The organism is Marinobacter nauticus, from assembly GCF_003634635.1.
GTDB lineage: Bacteria > Pseudomonadota > Gammaproteobacteria > Pseudomonadales > Oleiphilaceae > Marinobacter > Marinobacter nauticus.
The window spans coordinates 782,655-798,192 of sequence record NZ_RBJB01000003.1 but is presented as its reverse complement, the minus strand read 5'-3'; the positions used below and the strand labels follow the sequence as shown (position 1 = coordinate 798,192).

Annotated in this window: 13 protein-coding genes; 10 read left to right on the top strand and 3 right to left on the bottom strand. The window is 57.4% G+C overall.

Annotation, left to right across the window (positions count from 1 at the left end):
- Positions 1-65 precede the first annotated feature (65 nt).
- Complete coding sequence (locus tag C7436_RS09705) at positions 66-1,289, top strand: HAMP domain-containing sensor histidine kinase (RefSeq protein WP_121207687.1); 1,224 nt, start codon at positions 66-68, stop codon at positions 1,287-1,289.
- Positions 1,286-1,942, top strand: coding sequence for a response regulator (locus tag C7436_RS09700; RefSeq protein WP_121207685.1), 657 nt, complete (start codon positions 1,286-1,288; stop codon positions 1,940-1,942). The genes C7436_RS09705 and C7436_RS09700 overlap by 4 nt, the downstream gene beginning before the upstream one ends.
- A gap of 12 nt (positions 1,943-1,954) precedes the next feature.
- Here C7436_RS09700 and C7436_RS09695 read toward each other — a convergent pair whose 3' ends face one another.
- Complete coding sequence (locus tag C7436_RS09695) at positions 1,955-2,608, bottom strand: pentapeptide repeat-containing protein (RefSeq protein ID WP_121207684.1); 654 nt, start codon at positions 2,606-2,608, stop codon at positions 1,955-1,957.
- Between the two features lie 66 nt (positions 2,609-2,674).
- Positions 2,675-4,531: a PQQ-dependent methanol/ethanol family dehydrogenase gene (locus C7436_RS09690; RefSeq protein WP_211329865.1), complete on the bottom strand. Its 1,857-nt coding sequence runs from the start codon at positions 4,529-4,531 to the stop codon at positions 2,675-2,677.
- A gap of 366 nt (positions 4,532-4,897) precedes the next feature.
- On the opposite strand from C7436_RS09690, the gene pedF reads away from it, so the two are divergent.
- The 3 genes from pedF to C7436_RS09675 all read left to right on the top strand — a co-directional run bounded on the left by pedF (position 4,898) and on the right by C7436_RS09675 (position 8,323).
- Positions 4,898-5,326, top strand: coding sequence for a cytochrome c-550 PedF (pedF, locus tag C7436_RS09685; protein ID WP_014422660.1), 429 nt, complete (start codon positions 4,898-4,900; stop codon positions 5,324-5,326).
- A gap of 75 nt (positions 5,327-5,401) precedes the next feature.
- A complete protein-coding gene (locus C7436_RS09680; protein WP_121207682.1) occupies positions 5,402-6,358 on the top strand; it encodes a substrate-binding periplasmic protein in 957 nt (318 codons plus the stop codon).
- A 189-nt stretch (positions 6,359-6,547) separates the two neighbouring features.
- On the top strand, positions 6,548-8,323 hold the full coding sequence (locus C7436_RS09675) for a PQQ-dependent methanol/ethanol family dehydrogenase (protein WP_121207681.1): 1,776 nt from the start codon (positions 6,548-6,550) through the stop codon (positions 8,321-8,323).
- A gap of 61 nt (positions 8,324-8,384) precedes the next feature.
- Here C7436_RS09675 and C7436_RS09670 read toward each other — a convergent pair whose 3' ends face one another.
- A complete protein-coding gene (locus C7436_RS09670; protein ID WP_121207679.1) occupies positions 8,385-9,488 on the bottom strand; it encodes an AraC family transcriptional regulator in 1,104 nt (367 codons plus the stop codon).
- Positions 9,489-9,659: 171 nt separating this feature from the next.
- Here C7436_RS09670 and C7436_RS09665 point away from each other — a divergent pair, with 171 nt between their 5' ends.
- From C7436_RS09665 to C7436_RS09645, 5 genes are all read left to right on the top strand, one after another.
- The gene (locus tag C7436_RS09665; protein WP_121207678.1) at positions 9,660-11,285 is read left to right on the top strand and encodes an AMP-binding protein; all 1,626 of its coding nucleotides are present in this window, start codon (positions 9,660-9,662) and stop codon (positions 11,283-11,285) included.
- A 204-nt stretch (positions 11,286-11,489) separates the two neighbouring features.
- Entirely contained in the window at positions 11,490-13,010 is a 1,521-nt protein-coding gene (exaC, locus tag C7436_RS09660; RefSeq protein ID WP_014422655.1) for an acetaldehyde dehydrogenase ExaC, read from the top strand.
- A 229-nt stretch (positions 13,011-13,239) separates the two neighbouring features.
- Positions 13,240-13,881 (top strand): acrylate utilization transcriptional regulator AcuR, encoded by a 642-nt coding sequence (acuR, locus tag C7436_RS09655; RefSeq protein ID WP_121207676.1) that lies wholly within the window; start codon positions 13,240-13,242, stop codon positions 13,879-13,881.
- 47 nt (positions 13,882-13,928) lie between these two features.
- Positions 13,929-14,912, top strand: a complete 984-nt coding sequence (acuI, locus tag C7436_RS09650) for an acrylyl-CoA reductase (NADPH) (RefSeq protein WP_121207675.1) — start codon at positions 13,929-13,931, stop codon at positions 14,910-14,912.
- 40 nt (positions 14,913-14,952) lie between these two features.
- The gene (locus tag C7436_RS09645) at positions 14,953-15,531 is read left to right on the top strand and encodes a peroxidase-related enzyme (RefSeq protein WP_014422652.1); all 579 of its coding nucleotides are present in this window, start codon (positions 14,953-14,955) and stop codon (positions 15,529-15,531) included.
- Positions 15,532-15,538: the final 7 nt, after the last annotated feature.

The following is a 15,538-nucleotide window of genomic DNA, read 5'->3' as shown; positions in this document are numbered from 1 at the left end:
TCCGGTGGAAACTGTTGGCTTTAGCATGGGGTAGAGAAGGTGTTTTCTCGCAACGGATAAAAACAATGACCGTATATCGGAAGATTTCCCTGTTGATGCTGGCGGTTTTCCTTCTTGTTTATTTACTTGGAGCGCTGTTCTACACCCAGCAAGCCCGCCATGACGTTCAGCGGGAGCTCGAAGGCGCTGCCGGGCTCGCCGGGAGTCTTGTGAGTCCCACTACTCTTCCAGAATCCGTTGTCGGCACTCTTCGTCACCTGACGCCTGTAGATGACACAGGCGGAAGCAGGGGTGGAGAGGTGCCAGCATGGTTCTCTGCACTGATCGCCGGGGAATCGTCTCCGCCTGTGGTTAACGGCTGGCAGGTGAATCCCAAAGACGAAGTTGAGGAGATCTGGGAAGGCTTCCTGCTGATTTCGGGCGCCTATGCCATTGGTATGGGCCTGTGTTTTCTTGCCTTGTTCTTCATTGTTCGGCGCGGCATGCGCACACTGACCAGTCTGTCTGAGGCCATGGGTGCAGTTTCGGCAGGTCAAATGACATCCCGCCTACCGCGTCAGGGTGAACAGGAACTGGATGCGCTGGTTTGCCGGTTCAATTCCATGGCCGTGGCGCTCGAGTCAGAACAGCAAACGGTGAGCCGCCTGCTTAACGAACTCCTGCAGTTGCAGGATCGGGAACGCGAGCACATCGCCCGGGTGTTGCACGACGATCTTGGCCAATACCTGACGGGCATTCGGGCCCAGGCACGCAGCCTGGTCTACGACCCGGATCTCAGCGATCGCCAGAAGCAGCAGGCCAGAGATCTGGCGGAACACTGCGAGACCATCCAGAAGCACTTTCGGCATTTGTTGCAGGAGCTGCATCCGCTGGTGATGGAGCAACTGGGGCTGGGCAGTGCCATTCGCCATCTGACCGAGCAATGGCAACAGCTCAGCGGCCTCGAATGCCGCCTGGCGATGGACGAGCGCCTGCCCGATTTTACCGGGGAGCAGCAAACCCATCTGTATCGGTTCCTTCAGGAAGCCCTGAACAATGTTTCCCGTCATGCCAACGCTTCCTGCGCCACGCTGGCGGTTGCCCGCAACGATAACGAGTTGAGCGTAGAGGTGCGTGATGATGGTGTGGGCAATGATCAATTGCCAGGCAATGCCGGCCTGGGCGTGCGTTCGATGTGTGAGCGAGCCCGCTGCCTGGGTGGCGAGGTAAGGTTTCTGAGCCGGTTGGGCGAGGGAACGCGAATCCGGCTGGCCGTGCCACTGACTCCGGGTACTGGAGGTGTTGCATGAAACTGATGATTGTGGATGACCACCAGGTAGTCCGACAGGGCATCGCCAACCTGCTGCGATCCATGTTGCCGGCGGTAGCCATCACCGAGGTCGATAACGGTCAGGATGCGGTGGCCCGCTATGGCGAGCTGCGGCCCGATGTGGTGCTGCTGGATATGGGGTTGCCCGATATCTCCGGGCTGGAGGTTGGGCGACGACTGCGTCAGCGCTGGCGGGGAGCGGCGATTCTGTTCTTCACCATGCACGATGAGCTGCCCATGGTGCGTCAGGCTCTGGATGTGGGAGGACTCGGTTTTGTCTCCAAGAGCTGCGCACCCGAGGAGCTTGCGGAGGCCGTAAAGCGGGTAGCGTCAGGCCAGCCCTATATTGAGCACCCGATTGCCACACGTCTGGCCATGAATCAGGAGCGGCCGGTCGATCACCGCCTGCGGGATATGACCCAGCGGGAGATGGAAGTGTTGCTGATGTACGCCAGAGGAGAGAGTCTGGGCGGAATCGCCGAACGCTTGTGTGTCAGCAGCAAGACCGTGTCCAACCACCTGGCCGGACTGAAAAACAAGCTGCAGGTTTCTTCCTCCGTAGAGCTGATTCACCTGGCGGTGGATGCCGGTCTGATTCGCTATGGCCAGTTGGAGGAAGGGAGGCGGGTCTGAGCCCGCCCCGGATCACCAATCAAACGGGCAGGCGGTACAGCCCTCCATGTGGGTGCCCTCGAAGGTGGCGTAGTGGATCCGGCTTCCGGTCAGGTCCGCGTCCGCCAGGTTAGCCAGCCCCAACTTGGCTTCCTGAAGGTTTGCCCCCCTGAGGTTGGCCCCCTCCAGATTCGCCTTGGGCATCCAGGAAATCTCGAAACTGCTGAATGGCATGGTGGCGTTTACCAGGGTAGCCCCGGAAAAACGGGAGAAGTCGAAGTTGGCGCCGGTCAGATTGGCGCCGCTGAAGTCTGCACCCTGGGCGAACAGGTATTCGCCTTGTATTCCCTGCAATTCGGCATCCTTTAGCGATGCCCCCCTCATGCTGGCCCGGTAGACCTGAAGACGATATCCGGTGACGTTGTCGAGGTTCGCCCCGTCGAGGTTGGCGCCTCGCAGACTGGTGTGGCTCAGGTTGGCGCCCGACAGGTTGGCACCACGAAAGTTGGCAGAGCGTAGATCCATATTGGACAGATCCGCGCCCTGAAGGTCCGCTCCGGGGCAACTGGTTTCACGTTCAAGTTTGCAGCCGTTGATGACCGGAACCGGCTCAATATCGGCCATATAGTCACCGCCGAAAACGGGGGTGAACGCGAAAAGAAGAGCGGCTGTTGCGGTGGCTCTCATGGATTCACTCCTGAATCAATCGTAAAAAGGGGCCTGGCAAGGTGCCAGGCCCGAACCGGAGGAAAATTAGCGGGAGGCCTGTGCCCAGGAGGGCATCTTGAAGACCCAGAAGGACCCGCCCTGGGAAATGGGCTTGGTCAGCTCCGCCATGTCGCCACCCCACAATGGAACGGCCCCGCCATAGCCAGAGGCCACACCGATGTACTGCTCTCCGTCCATTTCCCAGGTGATCGGCGACGAGATGATTCCCGAGCCGGTCTGGAACTTCCAGAGTTCTTCGCCGGTCTCGGCATCGAAGGCCTTGAGATATCCGTCACCGGTTCCGGTAAAGACGAGGCCTCCCTTGGTGGTCAGAACGCCCGCCCACAATGGCATTCTTTCCTTGTGCTCCCACTCAATATCACCGGTGATCGGATTCATGGCTCGAAGTACGCCTACGTGGTCGTCGTACATCCGCTTGATCCGGAAGCCCTGCCCCAGGTAAGCCGCACCTTTTTTGTAGGTAACTTCCTCTGTCCAGTAATCCTCTTTCCAATGGTTGGCTGGAACATAGAACAGGCCGGTGTCCTGGCTGTAGGCCATCGGGTTCCAGTTTTTACCGCCCAGGAAAGGGGGCGAGACTTCAATAGACTTGCCTCGGGTTTCTCCTTCAGCAACCGCCGGCGGGCGCTGGCCTTCTACCTCGACCGGGCGGCCGGATTTCAGGTCGATGTGCGTGGCCCAGGTGATATTGTCGACAAAAGGAAACGCATTCTTCAATTTACCGTTTTCACGGTTGACCACGTAGAAAAATCCATTGCGGTCGGCGTGGGCCGTAGCTTTTACCGTGTCTCCGTCTTCGTCATATTCGAACAGCACGAGTTCGTTGTTGCCGGAGAAATCCCAGGCGTCGTTTGGCGTGTGCTGATAGAACCATTTGACCTCTCCGGTGGTTGGATCGACGCCAACCTGGCCGGAGGTGTAGAGGTTGTCGTAGTCAGCGGGGTCACCTCCGGGCGAAGTACGTTTCCAGGTATTCCAGGGGGCCGGGTTGCCGGCGCCGATGATAATGGTGTTGGTTTCTGAATCGAAGCTGGCGCTTTGCCAGGGTGCGCCGCCGCCATGGCTCCAGGCCTCAACTTTTCCGGTTTCAGTATTCGGATCATCAGGCCAGCTGGGTGCCCGAGGGTCTCCCGTTGGCGTACTTTTTTCGCCGTTGAGCCGACCGAAGTGGCCCTCAACGAACGGGCGCATCCAGATTTCTTCGCCGGTATCCGGGTCGCGGGCAAACAGTTTGCCGACGACGCCGAATTCGTCACCGGAGGAACCATGAATCAGCAGGACTTTTCCGGTTTTCTGGTCTTTCACCAGCACCGGGGCTCCGGTCATGGTGTAGCCCGCCTCGTGATCGGCGAACTTCTCGCGCCAGACCACTTTTCCGGTGTCTTTATTCAACGCGACGATGCCGGCATCGAGGGTACCGAAGAACACCTTGTCACCAAAGATCGCGGCGCCCCGGTTGACCACGTCGCAACAGGGACGAATACCCTCGGGCAGGCGGTGACTGTATTCCCACAACCGCTCCCCGGTCCTGGCATCCAGCGCGAACAAACGGGAGTATGAGCCGGTGACGTAGATCACGCCGTCATGGACCAAGGCCTGGGATTCCTGACCGCGCTGCTTTTCATCACCGAAGGAGAAGGACCAGGCGGGAACCAGGCGCTCCACGTTATCGCGGTTGATGGTTGTCATCGGGCTGTAACGCTGGGCTTTGGGGCCGATGCCGTATCCCAGCACGTTTTCGGGGCTGCGGGCGTCATTGGCAATGTCATCCCAGGTAACCTCTTTGGCCTGGAGTTGGCCGGCCAGACCGGCCGTGGTCCCCAGCGCCAGTGCCAGACTGATACCCCGCAACAGCGGGTGCTTGCGTGTTCTGATGCTCATATTCTTTCCCCTTGGTTTTTGTTGTCGCCATCGTCTTGCCCATGGCATCGACGTCTCGAGTATTGGCAGTGACCGGGGAATCTGGCGACGGAAAACCGCCTCTCATTGCCGGGAAAATGTCAGGGAAAACCGGGAAATGTTCCCGAACGGGCGCTTTTTATCTGAAATACATCGAGTTTCACCGGAGGAATTCGGGCCCTCATGCTTTGGCCTTCGCTCTCTGCGTCTACTACCAAGGAACTACGCCAAAACCCCCAAAGTGGCATTCGGAATGCCCCGGTGGATTCCTAGACTGGAAGTCAGCACGTTGGCGACTGATAAATCCAATAGCCAACCACTGGGAATCCAATAACAGAGGTAGCAACAATGGCAATGTCCTTTTCACTCAAAGCACTGGTGACTGCGTCCCTGCTTGGCCTGGCGGGCCTGGTCTTTGCGCACGGCAACGTCACACCACAGGAAGTGGATACGGGCAACCTGCCGACACTCGGCGATGAAATCCGGATGGAAAACCCGTTCCGGGAAGGTAACGAGTACGGCGATATGAACGCCCAGGCGGTCAAGATTGGCGAGAGCGCTTACGCCGGCAATTGCGCGGGCTGCCATGGAATTCGAGCGATGTCCGGAGGCCTTACGCCTGATCTGCGGGAACTGACGGAATGGGATGACGAGTATTTTATCAACCGCGTGCGCAATGGCACCGACCGGGGCATGCCGTCATGGAAGAAAACCCTGGACCAGAACGCAATGTGGGCCATTCGGAGTTATGTGGAGTCTCTGCCCAAGCCGGAGTAACGGAAGTTGCTTCGATTCGCTCAAGGTTAAAACCGGGTCGGCCCAGTGCCGGCCCGTCGTCGTTGGGAGAATACAATGAAAATACTGGCGCCCATTCTTGCTTTACTGCTCTTCACCCAGGCCATCCTGGCTCAGGAAATCGATGATGGTGACAAGCTGCTCAACCGTCCCGCGGAGCGCAACTACGACGTCATCCTTGAATCCGGCTACCTGAAGGTTGGGGTGTATCAGAATTTCCCGCCGTATTCCTATCAGGTGGATGGCGAACCGAAAGGGATCGATGTTGAACTCGGGCGTCGGATCGCCCGTGAAATGGGCGTGGAGTTCAAAGTGCACTGGATTGTGCCGGATGAGAATCTGGGTGACGATCTGCGCAACAATGTGTGGAAGGGCCATTACCTGGCAAAGCGCCGGCTCGCCGACGTGATGCTTCGGGTGCCTTATGACAAGACCTACGCGTACATGCAGGATTCCACCGGCGAGTACATCAACGAACAGGTTGTACTGTTTGGTCCTTACCAGCAGGAAACCTGGCAGATCGCCTTTGATCCGGCGAGGCTCGACAGCGTTGAGACGGTCGCTGTGTTTCAGTATCACCCTATCGGCGTGGAGATCGATACCCTTCCTGATTTTTACCTGACCTCGGCGTTTGCTGGCCGTATGCGAGAGAAGGTTCGCTATTACGGAAACGTCGCGGAGGCTTTCGGTGCGATGCGCTCTGGCGAGGTGAGTGCGGTGATGGGGATGCGAGCGGAAATCGACCATGAGCTTTCCAAGCCCGAAAACGCGCAATTCAAAGCTGCGAGTAACGGTTTTCCCGGTATTGGCAAGCAGGTCTGGGATGTTGGTATGGCGATCAAACACACCCATCGGCAGCTTGGCTATGCGCTCGAAGCCATTGTAGACAGGTTAGTGCGATCCGGTGAGATGAACGAGCTGATGTCCGGCCAGCAGCTCCGATACAGTGTGCCCGGATACTATCGGGATTTTCTCGATGAGGCATCTTTGGCCCGCGCCGAGGGCCGTCATTAGTGAGAAAGGCTCGCCATCGGCGAGCTTTCTTTTTGGGGTATTACTACCAAGTGATGAGAAAACCTGTTCCCCGGGGCAATTGTTGGTTTTGGTGTCAGCGCGAAGAATCGTACCAGAGGCGGGAAAAGTTCCCGGTTCGCTGAAACGACGACAAGAGAACCGAAAACAAGAGACTTGGAGAGCGCAACCATGAGAACCAACAAGTTCGGGATTCGCATTGCGGCCAGCGCCCTGGCGATGGCAGTTTCGTATGGCGCCCATGCGGTAACCGACGACGAGATTATCAACGATCACAAGAGCCCCGAGGATGTAGTGAGCTATGGCATGGGTACGCAGGGCCAGCGCTACAGCCCGGTGGCGGACCTGAACACCAGCAACGTTCAATACCTGCAGCCGGCGTGGGCTTTTTCGTTTGGCAGTGAAAAAATGCGGGGGCAGGAATCCCAGCCGCTGGTAAAAGATGGGGTGATGTACGTTACCGCCTCCTATTCAAGAATGTACGCCATTGATGCCCGGACCGGCGAGGAACTGTGGCAGTACGATGCGCGCCTGCCGGATGGCATCATGCCCTGTTGTGACGTGGTAAACCGCGGCGCTGCTATCTATGGTGACAAAGTGATCTTTGGAACTCTGGACGCCAAACTGGTGGCGCTCAATAAAGAGACCGGCAAGCCCGTCTGGATCAAGAAAGTGGCGGACTATCAGGCTGGTTATGCCATCACGGCAGCTCCGATGATCGTCAAAGGAAAGGTCATTACCGGGGTATCCGGCGGTGAGTTCGGTATTGTCGGCAAGGTTGAAGCCTACGACGCCAACACGGGTGATCTGGTATGGACCCGCCCGACCGTAGAAGGCCACATGGGCTATGTCTACAAGGATGGCAAAAAAATTGAGAATGGTATTTCTGGCGGCAAGGCCGGAGTGACCTGGCCCGGTGAAATGTGGAAGAACGGTGGTGCCGCCACCTGGCTGGGCGGGACCTATGACCCCGATACCGATTCCCTCTTTTTCGGCACAGGTAACCCCGCCCCGTGGAACTCTCACCTGCGCCCGGGTGACAACCTGTTCTCGTCTTCCCGTCTGGCGATCGATCCGGATGATGGCAGCATCAAATGGCATTTCCAGACCACGCCGAACGATGGTTGGGATTACGACGGGGTGAACGAGCTGATCTCCTTTGACTACGAGGAAAACGGCAAAATCGTCAAGGCCGCCGCAACGGCAGACCGAAACGGTTTCTTCTATGTTCTGAACCGTGAGAACGGCGATTTCATCCGTGGCTTTCCCTTTGTAGACAAGATTACCTGGGCCGAGGGGCTGGACCCCGACACCGGTCGTCCGATCTACACCGAGGGTGGTCGCCCGGGTAATCCTGCCGATATGGACGGTAGCAAAGGGGAGACGGTGCTGGCCCAGCCCGCGTTCCTTGGTGGCAAGAACTGGATGCCGATGGCCTACAGCCAACAGACGGAACTGTTTTATGTACCGTCTAATGAATGGGCCATGGATATCTGGAACGAGCCGGTTTCCTATAAAAAGGGTGCGGCGTTCCTGGGCGCTGGATTCACTATCAAGCCGGTCAACGATGACTACATCGGCGTTCTGCGGGCTATGGATCCAAAGACCGGTGAAGAGGTTTGGCGCTACGAGAATACGGCACCCCTGTGGGGTGGTGTGATGACGACGGCGGGCGGTCTGGTCTTCACCGGCACGCCGGAAGGGCATCTGAAGGCGTTTGATGCCAAGACTGGCGAAGAGCTCTACCGCTTCAACACAGGCTCTGGTGTGGTTGGCACTCCGATCACCTGGACCATGGACGGTGAGCAGTATGTGTCCGTGGCCTCTGGCTGGGGTGGTGCGGTTCCGCTCTGGGGAGGAGAAGTTGCCAAGGTGGTGAAAAACTTCAACCAGGGGGGCATGGTGTGGACGTTCAAGTTACCCAAAGACCGGATCGCCAGTAAGTGATCTGAACGATAAAAAAGGTCGCCCCCGGGCGACCTTTTTTATTCCCCTGCCGGAGACAGGCCTATTCTATGGCCGATTCGCCACTCTTTGCCGGGAGGCCTGAAGGGCTTAACCAGACCGGCGCTTTTCTGTGCGGCGCAAGGCGCCTGGGGTGTAATCCCAAGCCGTGCTCTTTGCGCCACTGGCGTGGGCTGGTTCCATACCAGCGTTGAAATGCCCGGGAGAATGAGGCCAGGTCTGAGTAACCGAGAATGCCTGCCAGTTGGGTCAGACTCACGGTCGATTCCTGCAGATATCGTTCTGCCAGGTTCTTGCGTGTGGCGTTAAGCAATGTCTGGAACGAGGTCTTTTCCTGGGCCAGGTACCGTTGCAGGGACCGGGGGCTTAGCATCAGGTAGTCTGCGACAAGCTCGATGCTTGCGTTGCCGGCGGGCAGGCAGGTTCGAATCAGGCGCTGGACATAGTCTGGCAGTTCCCGCACCGAGAGCGCGTCCATTTTCTCCAGATGTTCCCGCATAAGCGCATGCAACCCCGGGTCAGAGTCACTCAGGGGCAGGCTGAGCAAAGACGCATCGAACACCCAGCCGTTGCTGATACTGTTAAATTGCGGTGTCACGCCGAGCAGGCGGGCATAGGTTTTGGTGGAGCTTCCTGCTCCGTGTCTGAAATGCACTCCGGCCGGCTTCCAGGCAGGCCCCATGAGCATCCTCATCAGTGATAACCCGACGCCGATGGCCAATTCCACGATCTGTCGGCTCGGTGTGCTCTCCTGTAGCGCCGGTTCGTAACAGAGGAAGGCCATTCCTTCCTGAACCGAAGTGGTCACCTCGGCAGCACTGGAATGCAAGTGGTAGTACCGGGTGAGCTCGCTGAGCGAGTCCCCTACGGTATTGGCGTTCTTGAACAGGTATAGAAGCCTGCCAAAGACTGCGGTGCCCTGAAAAATGCCGTATTCAAGACCAAACAGGGGATGTCCGGAGGCCCTGGCGCAGTTTTCAAGGAGCTGTGTAAAGCGCGTGTAGGCGATGAGGCTGTCTGGTTGCTGCACAGTGTCCTCGGTCAGACCGGCGCTGGCGAGCATGTCCCGGTAGTCGAGGGTATGTTTACGACAGAACTCGTCGAGCCGGGCCAATGACGAGGCGCGGGAAAGGTCAGTCAGGGGCATGGCGGCATCTTGTTGTTCCGTGGGCGGTGAGAGGGAGTCTTCCTGATATGGCGCAAATTATCAAATTTTTGGCGCGTATTATCAGGTTTGTATCAAGTCGGTGCGCGAGGATTTGGAAGGGTCTTCCCGGACCCATGGCATAACAACTTATAAAACCCAACAGGAATAAACATGAAACCCTGGCTTGATTCTTACCCCAGCGATGTTCCCCATACCGTTGACGTGGATGCCTATGATTCGGTTCTCGGCCTGTTCAGGGATGCGATAGCCAAGTTCCCCGATCACGTAGCCATTGAGTGTTTTGGCGCATCCCTGACCTTTCGGGAGCTGGACGATGAGTCTGATGCCTTGGCCCACGCGCTGCAAAGCCGGTATGGCGTGGCGAAGGGGGATCGGATTGCTGTAATGCTGCCAAACATCTTTGCCTATCCGATTGCCCTGCTGGCAGTACTGAAAACCGGTGCCGTGCAGGTAAACGTCAATCCGCTCTATACTCCGAGGGAACTTGAGCACCAGCTTAACGATTCGGGCGCTGAGACCATTCTTGTCTATTCCGGGTCGGCACCGTCACTGGCTGCCATCCGACACCAGACGTCGATCACGCGGGTCATCACCGTTAATCCCGGGGACGGCACCGCTCTCTCGATCCCGGGCTCGGACATTCCCGAAGATCTTGGGGATTACACCCCATTGGCGAATCTGCTGGCGGAACACGCTGGCAAGCGACCGCAAGCCGTACCCCTGGCGGGTGACGATGTGCTGTTTCTTCAGTATACCGGGGGCACCACCGGCCCCTCCAAGGGTGCGACGCTCAGTCACCGTAATCTGATTGCCAATACCCTGCAGTTCCGCAGCTTTATACCCGCGGCCAATGAACCGGGAGCGGAAGTGGTGGTGCTGGCGCTGCCCATGTACCACATTTTCGGTCTGATGATCTTTGTTGCCTACGCGGCCATCGGTTCAAAGGCGATACTGATACCTAATCCCCGGGACATGGACGCCTACCTGGCCGCGATCAAGGACGCCGGATTCAGTGTTATTGGTGGTGTCAACACCCTGTATGCCGGCATGACCAAGCATCCTTTGTTCAAACAGGTGGACCTGTCTCGCTACAAGGTGGCGTTTGGGGGCGGCTCGAAGATCTTCCCGAGTACCTCTGAAGCATGGAAAGCTCATACCGGCGCTCACATCGTTGAAGGTTTTGGTTTGTCTGAGACGGCTCCCATTCTGACGTTGAACCTGATGGGGCAGGACCGTTTCAGTGGGACTGTGGGATATCCGGTACCTTCGACCGATGTCAAAGTCGTTGATGACAATGAACAGGAGGTGCCGATAGGGACCCCGGGCGAATTGTGTGCCAGCGGTCCCCAGGTGATGAGAGGGTATTGGAACCGGACCCAGGAGACTGAAGCCGCCTTCACCCGAGATGGCTACTTCAAGACCGGTGATGTGGCAGTGATGCATCCGGACGGCCAGTTCGAGATTGTTGACCGCAAGAAAGACATGATTCTGGTTTCCGGATTCAATGTGTACCCGAACGAAATTGAAGCGGTGGCAGCAGAGTTGCCCGAAGTCGCGGAAGCGGCCTGTATCGGTATACCGGACGAGAAAACCGGGGAGCGGATCCGGCTGTTTGTGGCGCCCGTTGCCGGTGCCGATGTTGATGAGGAGGCGCTGATCAGTCATTGCCGCCAAAGCCTTGCCAGTTACAAAGTTCCAAAGGAAGTGACAGTTCTGGAGGAATTGCCCAAATCCAATGTGGGAAAAATCCTGCGTAAAGATCTCCGGGATCTCTAACCCTCATCGCTGATTGACGTAGACGCGGGCCCTGCCGAAGGGCCGCGTCTGAGCGCCTGCGTGCACGTCCTGCAATCTACTACCAAGGGATGAGTTTTTCGCCCCCTTGGGATCATTCACCAATCCTGGTTTCACGACTACATTGAATAGGTAAACGCGAAGGCCGCGTTGGCAAGCGACAAACACAACAATGAGGTCAATGTCATGATCTACGCACAACCAGGAAAGGACGGTTCCGTTGTTTCTTTCAAATCCCGCTACGAGAACTACATTGGCGGTGAATGGGTAGCACCGGTTAAAGGCCAGTATTTCGAGAACATCACTCCCGTTACCGGCGAGGCGTTCTGTGAGATCCCGCGCTCGACGGCAGAGGACATTGAGCTTGCCCTGGATGCCGCCCATAAAGCAGCTCCAGCCTGGGGCAAAACCTCCCCAACCGAACGTTCCAATATTCTGCTCAAAATCGCGGACCGAATTGAAGCCAACCTCGAAAAGCTGGCCGTTGCTGAAACCTGGGATAACGGTAAAGCGGTGCGCGAGACCCTGAACGCAGACATTCCGTTGGCGGCTGATCATTTCCGCTACTTCGCGGGCTGTATTCGTGCTCAGGAAGGCCATATGGGCGAAATTGACCACAACACTGTGGCGTACCATTTCCATGAGCCCCTCGGTGTGGTTGGTCAGATCATTCCCTGGAACTTCCCGCTTCTGATGGCGGCCTGGAAGCTGGGCCCCTGTCTGGCAGCGGGTAACTGCACGGTGCTCAAACCTGCCGAGCAGACTCCTGCCAGTATTCTGGTTCTGATGGAAATCATCGGCGACCTGTTGCCGCCGGGTGTACTCAACATCGTTAACGGTTACGGTATTGAGGCCGGTCAGGCGCTCGCCACCAGCAAACGTATCGCCAAGATCGCGTTTACCGGCTCTACCCCGGTTGGCTCCCACATTCTGAAGTGTGCGGCTGAAAACATCATTCCTTCCACCGTCGAGTTGGGTGGAAAATCGCCGAACATCTACTTCTCCGATGTCATGAAGGCTGAGCCTGAGTTCATCGACAAGTGTGTTGAAGGTCTGGTGTTGGCGTTCTTCAACCAGGGCGAAGTGTGCACCTGCCCCTCCCGGGCTCTGGTTCAGGAAGACATGTTTGAGGAATTCATGCAAAAGGTCGTCGAGCGCACCAAGGCGATCAAGCGCGGTAATCCGTTGGACACCGAAGTGCAGGTAGGTGCCCAGGCCTCGAAAGAACAGTTCGACAAGATTATGTCGTATATGGAAATCGGCAAGCAGGAAGGGGCGGTTGTCCTGACCGGCGGTGACCGTGAACATCTCGACGATGAATTCAACAACGGTTTTTACATCCAGCCGACCCTGTTCAAGGGTGACAACAAGATGCGAGTGTTCCAGGAGGAGATCTTTGGACCGGTTGTTGGGGTGACCACCTTCAAGACCGAAGAAGAAGCACTGGCTATCGCAAATGACACCGAATTTGGTCTGGGAGCGGGCGTCTGGACCCGTGACACCAATCGGGCTTACCGCATGGGGCGTGCCATTCAGGCTGGCCGGGTGTGGATGAACTGCTACCACGCCTACCCCGCCCACGCGGCATTTGGCGGTTACAAGCGCTCGGGTGTTGGTCGTGAGACCCACAAGATGGCGCTTGATCATTACCAGCAAACCAAAAACCTGCTGGTGAGCTACGACACCAACCCGCTGGGATTCTTCTGATCCGGATGCGTCGGGGCTGTCTGCATCGGCCCCTTTTTCGTGTGACCGCACAAGGACGGTGCTTTTGTTGAGCCCGGCGTCTGCCGGGTGGCTCCTGCTGGAGCCCGGGATGTTTTACCACTCTCCTTAGGCCCTTCCCAGGGCCTTTTTTTATGACATTTGTTTTTTGTAGACGACTGGTCTAAAGTGATCTCAGGTTTTTGTAGACGAGCGGTCTAAAGTAAGCGTAATGGCAGAATCCAAGACACCCCAACGCAGGCGCGGCAGGCCACCCAAGAGCCAGAACGTCAGCTATCAGGATACCCGGCAGGCGTTGATTGAATTCGGGCTGGCAGTGCTGACCGAGAAGGGCTATTCCTATACCGGTATCGACGAAATCTTGAGGCTGGCCGGCGTACCCAAGGGGTCGTTTTATCACTACTTCGACAACAAAGAAGCGTTCGGCCGGGCGCTGATCGAAGCCTACGGTGACTTCTTTGCCCGTAAACTGGAGCGATCCTTCGCTGACGATTCCCGGCCACCGCTGTCGAGGCTGGAGGCATTTGTTCAGGACGCCAAAGCGGGCATGAAGAAATACGACTACCGGCGAGGGTGCCTGATCGGCAATCTGGGGCAGGAAATGGCGGCCCTCCCGGAAAGTTTCCGCGAGCTTTTGAGCGATACTTTTCGGGATTGGGAAGCCCGGGTTGCCCGAGTTCTTCAGCAGGCCCGACAAGCGGGTGATATCCCGCAAAGCGCGTGCTGCGAGTCGTTAGCGCAGTTTTTCTGGATTGGCTGGGAGGGCGCTGTGCTCAGGGCTAAACTGGAGCAGTCAGCTCAGCCGCTGGACCGGTTTGCCCAAGGGTTCATGGCGCTTGTACAAAGAGCCTGAGAGCTCGATACGCAAGTTCACTGATTAAACGGAGAACGGGAGGCAACATGTTCAAAGCAATTGTGATTGAAGGCAGTCGGGGTGATCAGCAGGTGGCCCTGAAGTCTGTTGACGAGACCCAGTTGCCGGAAGGCGACGTCACGGTTGAAGTGGCTTACAGCACCCTGAACTATAAGGATGCGCTGGCGATTACCGGCAAGGCGCCGATTGCCAAAACCTATCCCATGGTGCCTGGCATTGACCTCGCCGGGGTTGTGACGGAATCCGACAATCCGGATTTCAAGCCCGGCGACCAGGTCGTGCTGAACGGTTGGGGTGTGGGGGAAAAACACTGGGGCGGGCTGGCTGAGAAGGCACGCCTCTCTGGAGACTGGTTGATTCCGCTGCAAGCCCCGTTTACTCCGCGCCAGGCCATGGCCATTGGCACCGCGGGCTACACCGCCATGTTATGCGTGATCGCCCTGGAGAAGCAGGGCGTCAAGCCGGATTCAGGTGACATCCTGGTAACCGGAGCAACCGGAGGTGTTGGGAGTGTGGCGGTAGCGATCCTGGCTAAACTCGGATACTCGGTGACTGCGGTAACCGGCCGGCCCGAAGAGGAAGGGTATCTTAAGTCCCTGGGGGCGAAGCAGATTCTGGATCGGGCTGAATTGACGGCGCCCGGCAAGCCGTTGGCCCGTGAAACCTGGGCGGGGGCTATTGATGTGGCCGGCGGACAAGTGTTGGCGAATGTCTGTGCGGCCATGAAGTATCGAGGTGTTGTTGCTGCCTGCGGTCTGGCGGCAGGGATGGACTTCCCGGCTACAGTCGCTCCGTTCATTCTTCGAGGCGTGACCCTTTGCGGTGTTGATAGTGTTATGGCTCCGAAAGCTGATCGTCTGTACGCCTGGAAGCGTCTGGCCGAGGACCTGTCCCCGGAGCTTCTGGACAGCATGATTACCGAGGTGTCCTTTGACGACGCTATCGGTGCCGCCGGGCAGTTGCTCGAAGGCAAGTTGCGGGGTCGCGTGGTGATTCCGGTCGCCGGTTAACCGGCGTTTTGAACAGACTGAAAACAACAGAGGATGCAGAATGTCGGACCCAAAAGAACAACCGATCAGCCGGTTTCCGGTGCCAGAGCTGGGCTCGTTGCCCAGCGACATCCGCGACCGGATTCTGAAAGTACAAGAGAAGTCGGGGTTCATTCCTAACGTCTTCTTGGCGCTGGCACATCGCCCCGACGAGTTCAGAGCGTTCTTCGATTACCACGATGCTCTGATGGAGAAGGAGAGCAACCTGACCAAGGCTGAACGCGAGATGATTGTAGTGGCGACCAGCAACCTGAATCAGTGCCAGTACTGCGTGGTAGCTCATGGCGCAATCTTGCGGATCCGGGAGAAAAACCCACTGATTGCCGATCAGGTGGCGGTGAATTATCGCAAAGCGGATATTTCCGAGCGCCAAAAGGCGATGCTGGATTTTGCCGTGAAAGTGTCGCAGTCGGCCTATGCCGTGAATGAGGACGACTTTGCCACATTGCGCGCGCACGGGTTTACCGATGAGGACGCCTGGGATATTACAGGCATCACGGCCTTCTTCGGTCTGTCCAACCGCATGGCCAATGTCACCAGCATGCGGGCCAACCCGGAATTCTATTCGCTGGGGCGCTGAGTGCAGG

What these genes read in the sequence shown, in the direction of transcription:
- C7436_RS09705 (WP_121207687.1), top strand. Translation starts at nt 66, where the DNA reads ATGACCGTATATCGGAAGATTTCCCTGTTGATGCTGGCGGTTTTCCTT.
- C7436_RS09700 (WP_121207685.1), top strand. Translation starts at nt 1,286, where the DNA reads ATGAAACTGATGATTGTGGATGACCACCAGGTAGTCCGACAGGGCATC.
- C7436_RS09695 (WP_121207684.1), bottom strand. Translation starts at nt 2,608, where the DNA reads ATGAGAGCCACCGCAACAGCCGCTCTTCTTTTCGCGTTCACCCCCGTT.
- C7436_RS09690 (WP_211329865.1), bottom strand. Translation starts at nt 4,531, where the DNA reads ATGAGCATCAGAACACGCAAGCACCCGCTGTTGCGGGGTATCAGTCTG.
- pedF (WP_014422660.1), top strand. Translation starts at nt 4,898, where the DNA reads ATGGCAATGTCCTTTTCACTCAAAGCACTGGTGACTGCGTCCCTGCTT.
- C7436_RS09680 (WP_121207682.1), top strand. Translation starts at nt 5,402, where the DNA reads ATGAAAATACTGGCGCCCATTCTTGCTTTACTGCTCTTCACCCAGGCC.
- C7436_RS09675 (WP_121207681.1), top strand. Translation starts at nt 6,548, where the DNA reads ATGAGAACCAACAAGTTCGGGATTCGCATTGCGGCCAGCGCCCTGGCG.
- C7436_RS09670 (WP_121207679.1), bottom strand. Translation starts at nt 9,488, where the DNA reads ATGCCCCTGACTGACCTTTCCCGCGCCTCGTCATTGGCCCGGCTCGAC.
- C7436_RS09665 (WP_121207678.1), top strand. Translation starts at nt 9,660, where the DNA reads ATGAAACCCTGGCTTGATTCTTACCCCAGCGATGTTCCCCATACCGTT.
- exaC (WP_014422655.1), top strand. Translation starts at nt 11,490, where the DNA reads ATGATCTACGCACAACCAGGAAAGGACGGTTCCGTTGTTTCTTTCAAA.
- acuR (WP_121207676.1), top strand. Translation starts at nt 13,240, where the DNA reads ATGGCAGAATCCAAGACACCCCAACGCAGGCGCGGCAGGCCACCCAAG.
- acuI (WP_121207675.1), top strand. Translation starts at nt 13,929, where the DNA reads ATGTTCAAAGCAATTGTGATTGAAGGCAGTCGGGGTGATCAGCAGGTG.
- C7436_RS09645 (WP_014422652.1), top strand. Translation starts at nt 14,953, where the DNA reads ATGTCGGACCCAAAAGAACAACCGATCAGCCGGTTTCCGGTGCCAGAG.